This is a genomic window from Pseudomonas sp. CFBP13509 (genome assembly GCF_005233485.1).
GTDB lineage: Bacteria > Pseudomonadota > Gammaproteobacteria > Pseudomonadales > Pseudomonadaceae > Aquipseudomonas > Aquipseudomonas marginalis.
Genome location: NZ_QGAA01000003.1, coordinates 328,410 through 344,475, shown reverse-complemented (window position 1 = coordinate 344,475; position 16,066 = coordinate 328,410). Strand labels below are relative to the sequence as shown.

At 57.0% G+C, this 16,066-nt stretch carries 13 protein-coding genes; 6 read left to right on the top strand and 7 right to left on the bottom strand.

The window, feature by feature from the left end; genetic code table 11:
- The first annotated feature begins 200 nt into the window (after positions 1-200).
- The gene (locus PspCFBP13509_RS07400; protein WP_027608161.1) at positions 201-926 is read left to right on the top strand and encodes a response regulator transcription factor; all 726 of its coding nucleotides are present in this window, start codon (positions 201-203) and stop codon (positions 924-926) included.
- 106 nt (positions 927-1,032) lie between these two features.
- Here PspCFBP13509_RS07400 and gyrB read toward each other — a convergent pair whose 3' ends face one another.
- From gyrB to dnaA, 4 genes are read right to left on the bottom strand one after another with little or no spacing between them, the layout of a single operon-like run.
- Positions 1,033-3,450, bottom strand: a complete 2,418-nt coding sequence (gene gyrB / locus PspCFBP13509_RS07395; RefSeq protein WP_065926811.1) for a DNA topoisomerase (ATP-hydrolyzing) subunit B — start codon at positions 3,448-3,450, stop codon at positions 1,033-1,035.
- Between the two features lie 4 nt (positions 3,451-3,454).
- The gene (gene recF, locus PspCFBP13509_RS07390; protein ID WP_137211753.1) at positions 3,455-4,558 is read right to left on the bottom strand and encodes a DNA replication/repair protein RecF; all 1,104 of its coding nucleotides are present in this window, start codon (positions 4,556-4,558) and stop codon (positions 3,455-3,457) included.
- Between the two features lie 20 nt (positions 4,559-4,578).
- On the bottom strand, positions 4,579-5,682 hold the full coding sequence (dnaN, locus tag PspCFBP13509_RS07385; protein ID WP_065926810.1) for a DNA polymerase III subunit beta: 1,104 nt from the start codon (positions 5,680-5,682) through the stop codon (positions 4,579-4,581).
- A 38-nt stretch (positions 5,683-5,720) separates the two neighbouring features.
- Complete coding sequence (gene dnaA / locus PspCFBP13509_RS07380) at positions 5,721-7,241, bottom strand: chromosomal replication initiator protein DnaA (protein ID WP_137211752.1); 1,521 nt, start codon at positions 7,239-7,241, stop codon at positions 5,721-5,723.
- A 585-nt stretch (positions 7,242-7,826) separates the two neighbouring features.
- Here dnaA and rpmH point away from each other — a divergent pair.
- From rpmH to mnmE, 5 genes are all read left to right on the top strand, one after another.
- Complete coding sequence (gene rpmH, locus PspCFBP13509_RS07375; RefSeq protein ID WP_003213577.1) at positions 7,827-7,961, top strand: 50S ribosomal protein L34; 135 nt, start codon at positions 7,827-7,829, stop codon at positions 7,959-7,961.
- Positions 7,962-7,977: 16 nt separating this feature from the next.
- On the top strand, positions 7,978-8,382 hold the full coding sequence (gene rnpA, locus PspCFBP13509_RS07370; protein ID WP_053128141.1) for a ribonuclease P protein component: 405 nt from the start codon (positions 7,978-7,980) through the stop codon (positions 8,380-8,382).
- Positions 8,375-8,620 carry a membrane protein insertion efficiency factor YidD gene (yidD, locus tag PspCFBP13509_RS07365; protein WP_010207715.1) on the top strand — a complete coding sequence of 82 codons (246 nt, stop codon included), beginning with the start codon at positions 8,375-8,377 and terminating at the stop codon, positions 8,618-8,620. Before rnpA ends, yidD begins: the two co-directional genes overlap by 8 nt.
- A 2-nt stretch (positions 8,621-8,622) precedes the next feature.
- Entirely contained in the window at positions 8,623-10,326 is a 1,704-nt protein-coding gene (gene yidC / locus PspCFBP13509_RS07360) for a membrane protein insertase YidC (protein WP_065926808.1), read from the top strand.
- A gap of 79 nt (positions 10,327-10,405) precedes the next feature.
- Positions 10,406-11,776 (top strand): tRNA uridine-5-carboxymethylaminomethyl(34) synthesis GTPase MnmE, encoded by a 1,371-nt coding sequence (mnmE, locus tag PspCFBP13509_RS07355; protein ID WP_137211751.1) that lies wholly within the window; start codon positions 10,406-10,408, stop codon positions 11,774-11,776.
- Between the two features lie 60 nt (positions 11,777-11,836).
- Here the strand turns inward: mnmE and PspCFBP13509_RS07350 are convergent, their stop codons facing one another.
- From PspCFBP13509_RS07350 to PspCFBP13509_RS07340, 3 genes are all read right to left on the bottom strand, one after another.
- Positions 11,837-14,275, bottom strand: coding sequence for a TonB-dependent siderophore receptor (locus PspCFBP13509_RS07350; protein WP_137211750.1), 2,439 nt, complete (start codon positions 14,273-14,275; stop codon positions 11,837-11,839).
- A gap of 92 nt (positions 14,276-14,367) precedes the next feature.
- Positions 14,368-15,312 (bottom strand): FecR domain-containing protein, encoded by a 945-nt coding sequence (locus PspCFBP13509_RS07345; RefSeq protein ID WP_137211749.1) that lies wholly within the window; start codon positions 15,310-15,312, stop codon positions 14,368-14,370.
- Positions 15,312-15,818 (bottom strand): sigma-70 family RNA polymerase sigma factor, encoded by a 507-nt coding sequence (locus PspCFBP13509_RS07340; RefSeq protein WP_137211748.1) that lies wholly within the window; start codon positions 15,816-15,818, stop codon positions 15,312-15,314. The genes PspCFBP13509_RS07345 and PspCFBP13509_RS07340 overlap by 1 nt, the downstream gene beginning before the upstream one ends.
- Positions 15,819-16,066 lie beyond the last annotated feature (248 nt).

Here is a 16,066-nt window from a genome sequence, read left to right as displayed (position 1 = left end):
CTTAACGCCTGGAGCCGGTATCTTTCCCACATAGGTATGGAGAGCTTTCAATGGCGTATTCGCTTATTGATCCCAGCGTACCGAGAGATCCAAGGGGTCGACGAACCTGAGCACAATTCTTCAGATTCATTGACCGGCATCTGCGCAGTACGTGCCCTTCAATACGACTGCCGTACTCTTCGAGAAGAAAGGACCCACCCATGCGTGTCGCAATACTGGATGACGAACCCGCTGAATTGCGACGGGTGGAACAGACACTGCGACAAATCCCCAGCACCGCCGAACAACCCTGGACACTGCATTGCTTCGAGCGCGGCGAAGACCTGCTGCGTCAGTTGCGTCGGGAGACCTTCGACCTGCTGATACTCGACTGGCAACTGCCTGACATCACCGGTATTGCCTTACTGCGCTGGACCCGTGAACACATGGAGTCGCCACCGGCAGTCATCATGCTCACCAGCCGTGATGCCGAAAGCGATATCGTCAGCGCATTGAACAGCGGGGCCGACGACTACGTCAGCAAACCCTTTCGTCCTAACGAACTGAAGGCACGAGTGACAGCCGTTCTACGTCGGCATGGCCTGCAGAGATCGGCAACCCCTGAAGTGCAGAGTTTCAACGACCTGACCTTCGACGATGCAGAGTTGACCGTCACACGCGCAGGCAAACCGATCAACCTTACCGAGCGCGAATACCGCCTGGCGAGCTGCTTGTTCGCCAATCTGGCTCGGCCGCTGTCGCGTGAGTATCTTTATGAGCGGTTCTGGACCCATGAAGAAATGGTGTCCTCGCGGCCGCTGGATACGCATATCTATCGGCTACGCAACAAGCTCGGGCTTACCGCTGATAGAGGTTGGCAGTTGTTGACGATCTATGGGTATGGGTATCGATTGGAGAGTGTGGCGGCGGCTTCTTCTCATGGATAAAAAACACGATGTTCCACGTGGAGCATTTTGCGGAAGATGATTTCCACGCAATAAAAAAGGCCAACGTTATGCGTTGGCCTTTTTTATTTTGGGCGTCGTACCTGGATCAGAAATCCAGGTTAGACACTGCCAGGGCATTGCTCTCGATGAAGTCACGGCGAGGTTCGACCGCATCACCCATCAGGGTGTTGAAGATCTGGTCTGCGCCAATGGCGTCCTCGATGGTTACGCGCAGCATACGGCGCTGGGCTGGGTCCATGGTGGTTTCCCACAGTTGATCCGGGTTCATTTCGCCCAGACCTTTGTATCGTTGGATCGTATGGCGCTTGGTGCTTTCCGCCATCAACCAGTCCAGGGCTTCCTTGAACTCCTTGACCGCTTTCTTACGCTCGCCACGCTGAATATAAGCACCATCGTCCAGCAGGGTGCTCAGTTGCGCGCCGAGGGTCACAACGGTCTTGTAGTCGTTGCTGCCGAAGAAGTCGCGGTTGAAGGTGACGTAGTTCGACAGGCCGTGGGAGATCAATTCGACCTCTGGCAGCCAGACGTTACGTTCACGGTCTTCACGCAGGCTGGCTTTGTACACCAGGCCGGATTTTTCGACAGTGCGTAGGCGCACTTCGTACTGGGCCAGCCATTCCTGCATGTGTGCGTGGTCGCCCAACTGCTCCAGGCTTACGGACGGCAGGTAGATGAAGTGCTCGGTTAATTCCTGTGGGTACAGGCGCGACAGGCGCTTGAGTGTCTTCATCACCATACGGAAGTCGTTAACCAGACGCTCCAGCGCCTCACCGGAGATCCCCGGGGCTTCGTCGTTCAAGTGCAGGCTGGCATCTTCCAGGGCCGACTGCGTCATGTACTCTTCCATGGCGTCGTCGTCTTTGATGTACTGTTCTTGCTTGCCTTTCTTCACTTTGTACAACGGCGGCTGGGCGATGTAGATGTAGCCACGCTCGATCAGCTCCGGCAACTGACGGAAGAAGAATGTCAGCAGCAGGGTACGGATGTGCGAACCGTCGACGTCAGCATCGGTCATGATGATGATGTTGTGATAGCGCAGCTTGTCGATGTTGTACTCGTCTCGGCCAATACCGCAGCCCAGTGCCGTGATCAAGGTGCCGACTTCCTGGGAGGAAATCATCTTGTCGAAACGAGCCTTCTCCACGTTGAGGATCTTACCCTTCAACGGCAGGATGGCCTGGGTGCGACGGTTACGACCCTGCTTGGCGGAACCGCCAGCAGAGTCACCTTCCACCAGGTACAGTTCGGAGAGGGCAGGGTCCTTCTCCTGGCAGTCAGCCAGTTTGCCGGGCAAGCCGGCAATATCCAGCGCACCTTTACGGCGGGTCATCTCACGGGCTTTACGCGCCGCTTCACGGGCACGCGCGGCATCGATCATCTTGCCGACAACCAGCTTGGCTTCGTTCGGGTTTTCCAGCAGGAAGTCGGAGAAGTACTTACCCATCTCTTGTTCAACCGCAGTTTTCACTTCGGAAGACACCAGCTTGTCTTTGGTCTGGGAGCTGAACTTAGGGTCCGGCACTTTCACCGAGATGATTGCGGTCAGGCCTTCACGGGCATCGTCACCGGTGGTGGCGACCTTATGCTTCTTCGCCAGGCCTTCGGCTTCGATATAGGTGTTCAGGTTACGTGTCAGCGCCGAACGGAAACCCACCAAGTGAGTACCACCATCACGCTGTGGAATGTTGTTGGTGAAGCACAACAGGTTCTCGTTGAAGCTGTCGTTCCATTGCAGGGCGATTTCAACGCCGATGCCGTCTTCACGCTGGATGTTGAAGTGGAACACCTGGTTGACCGCAGTCTTGTTGGTGTTCAGGTATTCAACGAACGCACGCAAGCCGCCTTCGTATTTGAACAGCTCTTCCTTGCCGCTGCGCTCATCCTTGAGGACGATGCCGACACCGGAGTTGAGGAAGGACAATTCACGAATCCGCTTGGCCAGGATGTCCCAGCTGAAGTGGATGTTCTTGAAGGTATCAGCCGATGGCTTGAAATGGATCTGGGTACCGGTGCTTTCACTGTCACCAACGATTTTCATCGGCTCCTGTGGCACACCGTGGACGTAGGTCTGCTCCCAGATCTTGCCACTGCGGCGAACGGTCAGGATCAGCTCTTCGGAAAGAGCGTTCACCACCGACACACCCACACCGTGCAGACCACCGGAGACTTTATAGGAGTTGTCGTCGAACTTACCGCCGGCGTGGAGCACGGTCATGATGACCTCTGCCGCCGAAACACCTTCTTCTTTGTGCACATCTACCGGGATGCCGCGACCGTTGTCGCGCACAGTAATGGATTCGTCCGGATGGATGATGATGCTGATGTCGTCGCAGTGACCGGCCAAAGCTTCGTCGATGGAGTTGTCGACCACCTCGAACACCATGTGGTGCAGACCGCTACCGTCATCAGTGTCGCCAATGTACATACCGGGACGTTTGCGTACGGCATCCAAACCTTTCAGCACTTTAATGCTGGTCGAGTCGTACGTGTTTTCTTCGCTCATGCCTTCACTCCCGATGGTCGTGGGTCTGGGTGATACGGCCTTGTTCCACGTGGAACAAAGCGACTGGCGTTTCCGTCTGCCAGCCTTCCCTCAATAATTCGTGGTCTACACAGGTGATAAACACCTGGCAGCGTAAGTCTTCCAACAAGCGGCATAACGCACGGCGGTGTTGCTCGTCGAGTTCAGACGGCAAGTCATCCACCAGATAAATACACTGACCACGTCGGGCTTGGCTAACCAGATGCCCCTGGGCGATCCGCAGTGCACACACCACCAACTTCTGCTGGCCGCGGGACAAGATATCCGCAGCATTATGTGCGCCTAATCTAAGACGCAAATCTGCCCGTTGGGGTCCGGCCTGGGTATGGCCAATTTGCTGATCCCGCTGCAGGGACGTCGCGAGCACTGCACTCAGCTCACGGTCTTTGTCCCAGCCACGGTAGTAACTCAGCGTCAGCCCCTTGAGATCCAACAACTCACTCAAGGTCTGCTCAAAGACTGGTTTCAAGGCTTTGATATAGGCGCGGCGGTATTCATCTATTTCATCGCTGGCCAGGCACAATTCCCGGTCCCAGGCCGCTTGCGAAGCGGCGTCAAGTGTACCATGCCGCAGCCATGAGTTCCGCTGCCGCAGGGCCTTCTGCAGGCGCTGCCACGTGGCCATGAATCGCGGTTCCACGTGGAACACTCCCCAGTCGAGAAACTGCCTGCGGATCTTTGGCGCGCCTTCCAACAAGCGGAAGCTGTCAGGATTGATCAGTTGCAACGGCAGGATCTCTGCCAGTTGCGCAGCACTGCGAGCGTTTTGCCCGTCGATGCGAATCTGGAACTCACCGCCGCGATCACGAGAAATCCCCAGGCTGCTGTGCCCACCTTCTGCCAGTTCGACTTGGCCAAATACCGTGCAGGCCAGTTGTTCGTACTGAATCACCGGCAACAAGCGGGCACTGCGAAAGGAACGGGCAAGCCCTAGCAAGTGGATGGCTTCCAGCACGCTGGTTTTGCCACTGCCGTTGGCGCCGTGGAGGATATTGATGCGGGGGGAGGGGGAGAAGGTCACCGGGTGCAAATTGCGCACCGCGGTGACCGAGACGCGACTAAGGGACATCTAGCTTCTGCTGGGCATGATTACAGGCGCATCGGCATAACGACGTAAGCCGAGTCGTCATTATCGGATTCCTGCACCAGGGCGCTGCTGTTGGAGTCGGACAGGATGAGGCGAACCTGTTCGGTGGTCATCACACCCAGCACGTCCAGCAAGTAGCTCACGTTGAAGCCGATTTCCAAAGTGCCGCCGTTGTAATCGACGCCCACTTCCTCTTCCGCTTCTTCCTGCTCCGGGTTATTGGCCTGGATTTTCAACTGACCGTTGGCCAGTTGCAGACGAATGCCCCGGTACTTCTCGTTGGACAGGATCGCAGTACGGCTGAACGCTTCACGCAGGGCCTGGCGATCACCGATCACCAGCTTGTCGCCGCCTTTAGGCAGAACGCGCTCGTAATCCGGGAACTTGCCGTCGACCAGCTTGGAGGTGAAGGTGAACTCGCCGGTGGTCGCGCGGATATGGTGCTGACCCAGCACGATGCTGACATTGCCATCCGGCTCGGTGAGCAGGCGCGCCAGTTCGAGAATACCCTTACGCGGCACGATCACCTGGTGACGGTCAGGTTGACCGATATCGGCGCGCATCGAGCACATCGCCAGACGGTGACCGTCAGTGGCCACGGCGCGAATGATGCCTTCCGACACCTCCAGCAGCATGCCGTTGAGGTAGTAACGTACGTCCTGCTGGGCCATGGCGAAGCTGGTGCGCTCAATCAGACGGCGCAGTTTGCTTTGCTCCAGGCTGCAGGTCAGTGAGCCTGGGCCTTCTTCCACAGTCGGGAAATCATTGGCCGGCAAAGTAGACAGCGTGAAACGACTGCGACCCGCCTTGACCACCAACTTCTGCTCATCAACCTTGATGTCGATCAGCGCGTCGTTCGGCAGGCTTTTGCAGATGTCCATCAGCTTGCGCGCGGGTACTGTAATCTCGCCAGGTTCAGCGGGTTCTTCCAGTTGCACGCGACCGACCAGCTCGACTTCCAGGTCGGTACCGGTCAGGGACAATTGCTGGCCTTCGACCACCAGCAATACGTTGGAGAGCACCGGCAAGGTCTGTCGGCGCTCGACGACGCCTGCGACCAGTTGCAGGGGTTTCAACAGGGCTTCGCGTTGAATGGTGAAATGCATGGTCTAGTCCCTTGCCTTAATAAGCTGCGCTGGTGTCATCAAGTAGTCAGTGTACGCAGCAGGTTCTTGTAGTCCTCGCGAATATCCGCGTCGGATTCCTTAAGTTCGTTGATCTTGCGGCACGCGTGCAAGACCGTGGTGTGGTCGCGGCCGCCAAACACGTCTCCGATTTCCGGCAGGCTATGGTTGGTCAACTCCTTGGAGAGTGCCATGGCCACCTGACGAGGACGAGCCACCGAGCGCGAACGGCGCTTGGACAGCAAGTCGGAAATCTTGATCTTGTAGTACTCGGCCACCGTGCGCTGGATGTTATCCACACTCACCAGTTTGTCCTGCAATGCCAGCAAGTCTTTCAGGGATTCGCGAATCAGCTCGATGGTGATGTCCCGGCCCATGAAGTGAGAGTGCGCGATGACACGCTTGAGCGCACCTTCCAGCTCACGCACGTTGGAACGGATGCGTTGGGCGATGAAAAACGCGGCGTCGTGGGGCAGATCGACTTTCGCCTGATCGGCCTTTTTCATCAGGATCGCTACGCGGGTTTCCAGCTCCGGCGGCTCTACCGCAACGGTAAGGCCCCAACCAAAGCGCGACTTCAAGCGTTCTTCCAGGCCTTCGATTTCCTTCGGGTAACGGTCACTGGTCAGGATGACCTGTTGGCCGCCTTCGAGCAGGGCGTTGAAGGTGTGGAAAAACTCTTCCTGGGAACGCTCCTTGCGCGCGAAGAATTGAATGTCATCGATCAGCAATGCATCAACGGAGCGGTAGAACCGCTTGAACTCGTTGATCGCATTGAGCTGCAGGGCCTTGACCATATCTGCCACGAAACGCTCCGAGTGCAGGTACACAACCTTGGCATTCGGGTTCTTCTTTAATAGGTGGTTACCCACAGCGTGCATCAAGTGGGTCTTACCCAAGCCAACGCCGCCATAAAGGAAGAGCGGGTTGTAACCATGCTTGGGGTTATCGGCGACCTGCCAGGCGGCCGCGCGGGCCAGCTGGTTGGATTTACCTTCGACGAAGTTCTCAAAGGTGAACGTGCGGTTCAGGTAGCTGGTGTGCTTGAGCGCACCTTCGACCTGCACCGTGCGCTGCTCGGCGCGGACCGGAGCCTGCTGGGAACTGGCACCCGCCATCGGATCGAAGCTGTCGCGGGACGGCTCTTCATTGATAGGCGCGTTGTTCTGCGACGAGGATTTCGAAGGCGTCTGGGCAACCGGCGCTGGCGAGTTATTAACAGGCGCCACAGGGGCTTGAGCCTGCGAGGAACTGGCTGCGAGCGGAGCATTCGGTGCAGCACGGGGTGCCGAGCTGCGTTTGCTGCCTATTAATAAGGAGAGCACGGGCGCAAGGCCATTGCCGTGTTCATCCAGCAATTCGAGAACGCGGCTCAGGTACTTCTCGTTGACCCAGTCGAGAACAAAACGATTGGGCGCATAGATACGCAACTCGTCGCCTTCGGCTTCGACCTGTAGCGGGCGGATCCAGGTGTTGAATTGCTGGGCAGGCAGCTCATCGCGCAAAAGCTCCACGCACTGCTGCCAAAGTTCCACTGACACGGATATCCCCTAAGTTGAAAGCCGGTGAGGCAAAAACAGCCGCCATTGTAGCGGCCAGCAGCCCACTTATCCACATGTAGGTTGCTCACAGGCCAGCCAAAATCAATGCCTTAACTGCAAAAAATGCGACAGATGGTCTGTGCATAAGCTCTGTGGATAAGCGGGCCTGAGCTCGTTGTACAAGTGGGGTCGAAAGTCTGTGGGTAACTGACCTGTGGATAACATGCCATTCCACACACAGCTTATCCGACAGCGCAGCACAGGCAGAGCACCGCTTCTCCCCCATGTTGTCATTCTCTGTACAGCACGTGGAATATGGCCTTAAGGCAGTTATCCACAGAGGATGGCCTGCCTAGCTTTTATAAGCTTTACAGAAAAGCTTTAAATAACTTCCTTCTTTATTTTTATATCTATGGCATTGCTCATGGAAGCAGAACGGAAAGAAAAGGTCTGGAGGCCCGTAAAGATCTAATTGAAGGAAAAGCTGGTTGGAAATTGACCTAGAGGCTTGCTTTCTCTAGAATCGCCGGTCTCTTAAAACGGGGGCCATTCCGGCCCGTTGTGGACGAACCAGGTAACAACGCCATGAAACGTACTTTCCAACCAAGCACCATCAAACGCGCCCGTACCCACGGCTTCCGTGCTCGCATGGCTACCAAGAACGGCCGTGCTGTCCTGTCGCGTCGCCGCGCCAAAGGTCGTGCGCGTCTGGCAGTTTGATAATCCGGTACTGGTGGTGAGTCAGGACTTCAGTCGGGAAAAGCGTCTGCTAACCCCCCGGCACTTCAAGGCAGTCTTTGACTCCCCCACCGGCAAGGTTCCGGGGAAAAATCTCCTGCTCCTTGCGCGTAACAACGATCTTGATCACCCCCGTCTCGGGTTAGTGATCGGCAAGAAGAGCGTAAAGCTCTCCGTTGAGCGCAATCGCCTCAAGCGTCTGATGCGCGAATCGTTTCGCCTCCACCAGGACACTCTGGTTGGTTGGGATATTGTTATCGTCGCGCGCAAAGGCTTGGGGGATGTAGAAAACCCCGAATTGATTCAGCATTTCGGCAAGCTCTGGAAACGTCTGGCGCGTACCAACAAACCAGCACCAGCAGTCAGCACCGAAACTGTAGGGGTAGACAGCACCGATGCGTAAACTGGCACTCGTTCCGATCCAGTTTTATCGCTATGCCATTAGTCCTCTGATGGCCAGCCACTGTCGTTTCTACCCCAGTTGTTCCTGCTACGCGTTAGAGGCCATAGAAAATCATGGTCTTCTGCGCGGTGGCTGGCTGACCTTTCGTCGTTTAGGTCGCTGTCATCCGTGGAATCCCGGTGGTTATGACCCGGTTCCACCTATCCCTACCTCCCGTTCTTCTTCGATGGCCGAGTAATCATGGATATTAAACGCACGATCCTGATCGTCGCCCTGGCAATCGTGTCCTACGTCATGGTCCTTAAGTGGAACCAGGACTATGGCCAGGCTGCCCTGCCGACTCAGAATGTTGCTGCCAATGCTGTTCCAGCGGGGCTTCCCGATACAGTAAGTGGCACCAATACTGCCGCCAGTGATGACATTCCACGGGCAGCGGGCGAAACAAAAGCACCTGCCGAAGTTGCAGTTGCCGCAAGCACCGACCTCATCCAGATCAAGACGGATGTGTTGGACCTGGCTATCGACCCGCAAGGTGGCGATGTTGCCAAGCTGACACTTCCGCTGTATCCGCGTCGTCAGGATCACCCGGAAATCCCATTCCAGTTGTTCGATAACGGTGGCGAACGTGTTTACCAGGCACAAAGTGGCCTGATCGGTACCAACGGCCCTGATGCGAGTGCAACCGGTCGTCCGATTTTCTCTGCGGAGAAGAAGAGCTATCAACTGGCAGATGGCCAAGACCAACTGGTCGTGGACTTGAAGTTCAGCAAGGACGGCGTCAACTACATCAAGCGCTTCACACTCAAGCGCGGCCTGTACGACATCGTTGTCACCTATTTGATCGACAACCAGAGCGCCCAGCCTTGGACCGGCGCAATGTTTGCGCAGCTCAAGCGTGACGCCAGTTCCGATCCATCGTCCAGCACTGCGACGGGTACCGCGACTTACCTGGGCGCTGCCCTGTGGACAAGTTCGGAGCCGTACAAAAAAGTATCCATGAAAGACATGGATAAAGTGGCCGAAGACAAAACCAAGGCGCCGATCACCTATAACGTGAACGGTGGCTGGGTAGCCTGGCTGCAACACTACTTTGTGACCGCGTGGATTCCTCAGCCCGGCCAGAACAATGCAGTACTGGCGCGCAAGGACAGCAAAGGCAACTACATCATCGGCTACACCGGCCCGGCGTTGACCGTGGCTCCAGGTGCCAAGGCTGAAACCAGCGCTACCCTGTACGCCGGCCCGAAAAGCCAGGCGGTGCTGAAAGAGTTGTCCCCAGGTCTGGAACTGACTGTGGACTACGGCATCCTGTGGTTCATTGCCCAGCCGATCTTCTGGCTGCTGCAACATATCCACAGCATCGTCGGTAACTGGGGCTGGTCGATCATCTTCCTGACCATGCTGATCAAGGGGATCTTCTTCCCACTGTCGGCCGCCAGCTACAAGTCGATGGCGCGTATGCGTGCCGTGGCGCCTAAACTGGCCGCGCTGAAAGAACAACATGGCGATGACCGGCAGAAAATGTCGCAGGCCATGATGGAGCTGTACAAGAAAGAGAAGATCAACCCGCTGGGTGGATGCTTGCCGATTCTGGTACAGATGCCGGTATTCCTGTCGCTGTACTGGGTACTCCTGGAAAGCGTGGAAATGCGCCAGGCACCGTTCATGCTGTGGATAACTGACCTGTCGATCAAAGACCCGTTCTTTATCCTGCCGATCATCATGGGCGCGACCATGTTTATCCAGCAGCGCCTGAACCCGACGCCGCCGGATCCGATGCAGGCCAAGGTGATGAAAATGATGCCAATCATCTTCACCTTCTTCTTCCTGTGGTTCCCGGCTGGCCTGGTTCTGTACTGGGTGGTCAACAACGTGTTGTCGATCTCTCAACAGTGGTACATCACACGTAAAATCGAAGCGGCTACCAAAAAAGCCGAGGCGTAATTTACTCTGTGGATAACCACTCAAGACGCCCCCTAGTGGGGCGTTTTGCTTTCCGTCACTTTTATTCTGGAACCTGCTGATGAGCGCTCCTCGTGAAACCATCGCTGCTGTCGCTACCGCTCAGGGTCGCGGCGGTGTCGGTATCGTTCGTATTTCCGGACCGCTCGCCGGGATTGCCGCGAAGGCCATCAGCGGGCGTGAGTTGAAGCCGCGCTATGCCCATTACGGCCCCTTCCTCGGCTCTGGTGAGGAAGTATTGGACGAAGGCCTGGCCCTGTATTTCCCGGGACCCAACTCCTTCACCGGTGAAGACGTACTGGAATTGCAGGGGCACGGCGGCCCGATCGTTCTGGATATGTTGCTGCAACGCTGCCTGCAGTTGGGTTGCCGCCTGGCTCGCCCGGGTGAGTTCAGTGAGCGGGCATTCCTCAACGACAAGCTCGACCTGGCACAGGCCGAGGCGATTGCCGATTTGATCGAGGCCAGTTCTGCGCAAGCTGCACGCAATGCGCTGCGCTCTCTGCAGGGCGCTTTTTCCCTGCGTGTGCATAACTTGACCGAACAGTTGATCAGCCTGCGCATCTACGTCGAGGCGGCGATTGATTTTCCTGAAGAGGAAATCGACTTCCTTGCCGATGGCCATGTATTGGCGATGCTGGATAAGGTCCGTGATGAGTTATCCACAGTCCTGCGGGAAGCCGGGCAAGGCGCGTTGCTGCGAGACGGGATGACCGTCGTGATCGCTGGGCGTCCCAATGCCGGCAAATCCAGCCTGCTCAATGCGCTGGCGGGGCGTGAAGCAGCCATTGTCACCGAGATCGCCGGCACCACCCGGGATATCCTGCGCGAACATATCCACATCGATGGCATGCCGTTGCACGTCGTCGACACCGCCGGTTTACGCGATACCGATGACCAGGTTGAAAAGATCGGCGTGGAACGCGCGCTCAAAGCCATCGGCGAAGCGGACCGGGTACTGCTGGTGGTGGACGCCACCGCGCCGGAGGCTGTGGATCCTTTTGCATTGTGGCCGGAATTCCTCGAGCAACGGCCGGACCCGGCCAAAGTCACCTTGATTCGTAACAAAGCCGACCTGACGGGTGAAGCCATTGCGATGGAAACCAGCGCTGATGGCCACGTCACTATCAGCCTGAGCGCCAAGTCTGCGGGGGAGGGCCTGGAATTGCTGCGTGAGCATCTCAAGGCCTGCATGGGTTACGAGCAGACGTCGGAAAGCAGCTTCAGTGCGCGCCGCAGGCACCTGGAGGCGCTGCGCCATGCAAGCGCGGCATTGGAGCACGGCCGGGCGCAGTTGACCTTGGCGGGGGCGGGGGAGCTGCTGGCTGAGGATCTTCGCCAGGCGCAGCAGCTGTTGGGAGAAATCACCGGCGCATTCAGCTCCGATGATTTGTTGGGACGGATCTTCTCCAGCTTCTGTATCGGCAAGTAGCAGCAGGCTTGCCAGCGATAGCGGCCTGAAGAGCATTTTGATTCTTCAGGCCATCATCCATCACCAGTTGTACGAAACAGTCCCAAGCAGTGTACGACTGTCACCCCAGTAGCAGCGGCCCGCGTCGTTGCAGCCAGAAACATACTCCTTGTCGAACAGGTTCTTGGCGTTCACGTCCACTGACCAGTGCTTGTCGATCTGATAGCCGACGGCTGCGTCCACCAGAGTGACGCTCCCAGCATCCAGCTTTCCGTACAGGCTTGGCTGGGTGTAAGAAAACGTACTGTCGAAATAGCGCACACCGCCGCCCAGGGACAAGCCCTTGAGTTGGCCATCGAGGAAGCGGTACTTGCCCCACACCGAGGCCTGGTTGCGCGGAACCCCCGTCATCTGATGCCCCTCGACCAGCGAGGTAGCCGAGTCCTTGGTAATACGAGCGTCAGTGTAGGTGTAGGCTGCGGTCACATTCAGGTTGGGCGTGATGTTGCTGTTCACCTCGACCTCGGCCCCTTTGGCCCGGCTTTCGCCCACCTGGCGGTAGCTGTTGGTGGTGGCGTCGAGGTAGGTGTCATCTTCCTTGCGCAAGTCATACACCGACAGGGTCATCGCTGTATCCCAGCCGACCGGTTCGTACTTCACACCCACTTCGTACTGACTGCTGGTGATCGGCTTCAACGGTGAACCGGCGTTGGAGATCTGCTGTACAGGCACAAATGCGGTGGAGTAGCTGACGTACGGCGTCAGGCCGTTGTCGAACTGGTACATCACCCCGCCCTGGTAGGTAAACTTGCGGTCTTCGGAGCCGGTATTGCTGGCCTTGTTGACCTTGTCGCGGAAATCACTGTCGACCCAGTCCTGGCGGCCACCCAGCAGGAACAACCAGTGGTCATACTTGCTCTGGATTTGTGCATAAACACCCTTCATCTGCTGCTCGAGCAAGGTGTTTTGCACAGCCATCGGGGTAAGCGGCTCACGCAGGTACACGGGGTTATACACATTGATGGTGCCGGCGAAGCCTGCGTCCCAATCCTGGTTGAACGAGGTGCGGTCATAACTGGCGCCGAACAGCACCGTATTTTCCAGGTCCCCGACCTGGAATTTGCCTTCCAACTGGTTATCCAGGGAGTAGACCATCGATTTGTTGTAGCGGTCGTAGGCCGTCATGTTCAGTTGGGTGCCGAAACCGCCATTGTTCAACGTGCCCGGCCAGGTTTCATGACGGTTGATGCGCGATTGCATGTACCGCGAGTTCTGGCGGAACTGCCACTCATCATTGAAGCTGTGGCTGAATTCGTAGCCGCTGCTCCAGGCTTCACGTTCGAACGTATTCCAGTCCGGGTCGCCGAGCATGGTGTGCTTGGACAGCTTTCCGTTCGGATTTGTAAGCAAGGTCCCCGCGGCGGGTAGGCCGAGTTCGAGATTGGTGTGGTCCTTTTGGTAATTGGCCAACAGAGTGAGCGTGTTGAAGTCGTCGAAATTCAGGGTCAATGAAGGCGCGATGTACAGGCGATCATCAGGAACATGGTCAGTCTGCGTATCAGACTTGCGGCCGAGCATCACCACCCGGCCAAGGATATTGCCGCTATCGTTGAGTGGACCAGAGATATCCACACCCAACTGACGCCGATTATTCGAGCCATAACCGAGCTGCACTTCACCCTGCGGCGTGGCAGTCGGATGTTTGCTCACCAGGTTCACTAAGCCGCCAGGCGCGTTTTCACCGTATAGCAGGGAAGAGGGCCCACGGAAGATTTCGACCCGCTCCAGGCCATAAGGCTCACTGGTGGTGTCGTACCGATTGCCTTGTACGCGCAGGCCATCTCGCAGCAGGCCGTAGCCGTAATCCGTGGCATTGAAACCGCGGATGAAGAACAAGTCACCCGCGAGACCGTCGCCAGCAGCAAAGGGTGGCGCGAAAATACCTGGCACATAGCCCAATACTTCAGTCAGGGTCTGCGACTTCTGGTCCTTGATGCGCTGGCCGGTGACGACCGATACCGAACGCGGTGTTTCCGACAGAGGTGTGCTGGTCTTGGTACCGATACGGCTGTTTTGCGCTTTGTAGCCCACATCCCCGGCAATCTCCTGATTGAACCCAGCCTGTTGATAAGTGCTGACCGTGGTGGGCGCGAGCGTGAGTTGCCCTGTAGGAATGGCCTGCAGGACATAGCTGCCAGGCGCCTGGACCAGCGCTTGTAACCCCGAGTTCTGCAGCAACAATGCAAAGCCTTGCTCAACCGAATAGTCACCTTCCAGCCCGGTTGTATTCAAGCGCGCGGTTTGCTGGGGCGAGAAAGACAGAATCACATTCGCCCTGGCGGCAAATTGGCTCAAGGCATTGTCCAGGGGACCAGCCGCAATGACGTAATGCTGCACCGCGCTGGCGGCCATGGCGTCACTGGATAGCAAAACACCGGCTGTGGCTGCCGTGCCGAGCAGTAGGCTGCACGTCATACCGTGGTAGGAAAGTCGCTGGCGGAGCTTGGTGCGAAGGCGCATAGGTGGGTAAGCCCTGAAGGTGGCGTCGTTATTACCTTTAGGGCCGTGCCAGGTAAAAAAAAGATAACCCCTTGTGAGGATATTTTTTGCGATCAGGCGATTCGCTCCACCGAAACCCAATAGCGAGTGAAGTATTTCACCTGAATGGGCAAGGTTGCCTGCAGATTCGCCAGTACCGCATCAGTGGAATCCAGGCGGAAAGTCCCGGAAACACGTAGGTGTGCACTAGCCAAGTCGCATTTCAGGACGCCGGGACGGTAGCGGGCAAGGTCTTCGATCACATCTCCGAGGCGAGCATCCAATACGATCAGCTGGCCATCGACCCAGGCAGCCTGGGACCCGCTATACGTGTGGCCAAGCCCTATGTTTTGACGATCAAAGTCAGCGCTTTCACCGGCACCGAGCAGTCGAGCATGGTTGGGCCGGTCACCAGGGGACACACTCACGCGATCCTTCAGAACACCGACACGCGTGGAATCTGGCAGCTGGCGCACTGTAAACCGAGTACCCAGTGCCTGGACTCGGCCTTGGCGGGTTTCGACATAAAAGGGCGTGTGCCCGCCCAACTTGCCGGTGTGGATAAGTACTTCACCTTCACGCAGCCGGATCAAACGTTGGCGCCCGTCGAATATCACGTCAATCGCCGTGCTGGTATTCAGATCAATCCGCGTGCCGTCAGCCAATGCGATACGCCGGCGTTCACCCACAGACGTCCGGTAGTCGGCCCATACATTGCCCAGGGAGGTGTGTTGCTGGACATTCCAGCCCAGGCACCCGGTACCGCCCATTACCAGCATCCACTTCAATACCTGACGACGTTGTTGCGTGGCCGACAATGCCCGGCGGGTGAAATCCTGGGGCAGGGCGCCGAGACTGCGCTGCAATTGCTCCATCTGGTTCCACGCCGCCTGATGGGACGGATCGCCGCTGAGCCATTGTTGCCAGGCAAGGCGTTCAGCAGCCGTAGGCGTTTGGGATTGAAACTGTACATACCAGTGAGCAGCGGCCTCGAAGGTCTTGCGATCGGGGGCGGCCATTACAGGCTGGCCATGATCAGCGAGCATTCAGTCAATGCACGGATCATGTGCTTCTTCACCGTGGTCAGCGACACCTGCAGTTGATCGGCGATCTGTTGATAAGTCAGCCCCTCGATCTGCGACAACAGGAAGATCCGTCGCGCTCGCTCACCGAGTCCGGACAGGGCTTTATCCACAGCCACCAGCGTCTCGATGATGATGGCTTTGTCTTCTTCATTGATGGCCGTGGCTTCAGGCCGTTCGGCCAAGGTTTGCTTGTAGGCCTGTTCGATGGCATGCCGGCGATAACGGTCAATCACCAGGCCCCTGGCGATGGTCGCCAGGTAGTCACGCGGTTCAACGATCTGCGCCGCATGCCGCCCACCCAGAATGCGCACGAACGTATCGTGCGCCACATCGGCTGCATCGCAGGCGTTATGCAACTTACCTTTGAGCCACCCGTGCAACCAGGAGTGGTGCTGCTCGTAGATGTTCTGAACCGCAGCCGTGTGTGAAGAAGGGGACATAGGGCATGACAAGCTAAGTTAATGATAATCGCTATTATTAACTGCCTGGCTGTTTTCTCACAATAGATCTCTTTTTGACGTGCTCACCCCCGAATAGAAAGATTCGGTTGGCTTCGTCGTGGGCGAAATTCACACGATTGCACGGATTTCTGTGGATTAAGCCCTGTGAATAACCGCCCGTGTGCCCAGTTGATAACAGGGCTCGAAACCTGAGTAAAAACCCATCTGTGGATAACCACCTGTTTAAT

Excerpts from the sequence above, each read along its gene's own strand:
- PspCFBP13509_RS07400 (WP_027608161.1), top strand. The coding sequence starts at position 201 with ATGCGTGTCGCAATACTGGATGACGAACCCGCTGAATTGCGACGGGTG.
- gyrB (WP_065926811.1), bottom strand. The coding sequence starts at position 3,450 with ATGAGCGAAGAAAACACGTACGACTCGACCAGCATTAAAGTGCTGAAA.
- recF (WP_137211753.1), bottom strand. The coding sequence starts at position 4,558 with ATGTCCCTTAGTCGCGTCTCGGTCACCGCGGTGCGCAATTTGCACCCG.
- dnaN (WP_065926810.1), bottom strand. The coding sequence starts at position 5,682 with ATGCATTTCACCATTCAACGCGAAGCCCTGTTGAAACCCCTGCAACTG.
- rpmH (WP_003213577.1), top strand. The coding sequence starts at position 7,827 with ATGAAACGTACTTTCCAACCAAGCACCATCAAACGCGCCCGTACCCAC.
- yidD (WP_010207715.1), top strand. The coding sequence starts at position 8,375 with ATGCGTAAACTGGCACTCGTTCCGATCCAGTTTTATCGCTATGCCATT.
- yidC (WP_065926808.1), top strand. The coding sequence starts at position 8,623 with ATGGATATTAAACGCACGATCCTGATCGTCGCCCTGGCAATCGTGTCC.
- mnmE (WP_137211751.1), top strand. The coding sequence starts at position 10,406 with ATGAGCGCTCCTCGTGAAACCATCGCTGCTGTCGCTACCGCTCAGGGT.
- PspCFBP13509_RS07350 (WP_137211750.1), bottom strand. The coding sequence starts at position 14,275 with ATGCGCCTTCGCACCAAGCTCCGCCAGCGACTTTCCTACCACGGTATG.
- PspCFBP13509_RS07345 (WP_137211749.1), bottom strand. The coding sequence starts at position 15,312 with ATGGCCGCCCCCGATCGCAAGACCTTCGAGGCCGCTGCTCACTGGTAT.
- PspCFBP13509_RS07340 (WP_137211748.1), bottom strand. The coding sequence starts at position 15,818 with ATGTCCCCTTCTTCACACACGGCTGCGGTTCAGAACATCTACGAGCAG.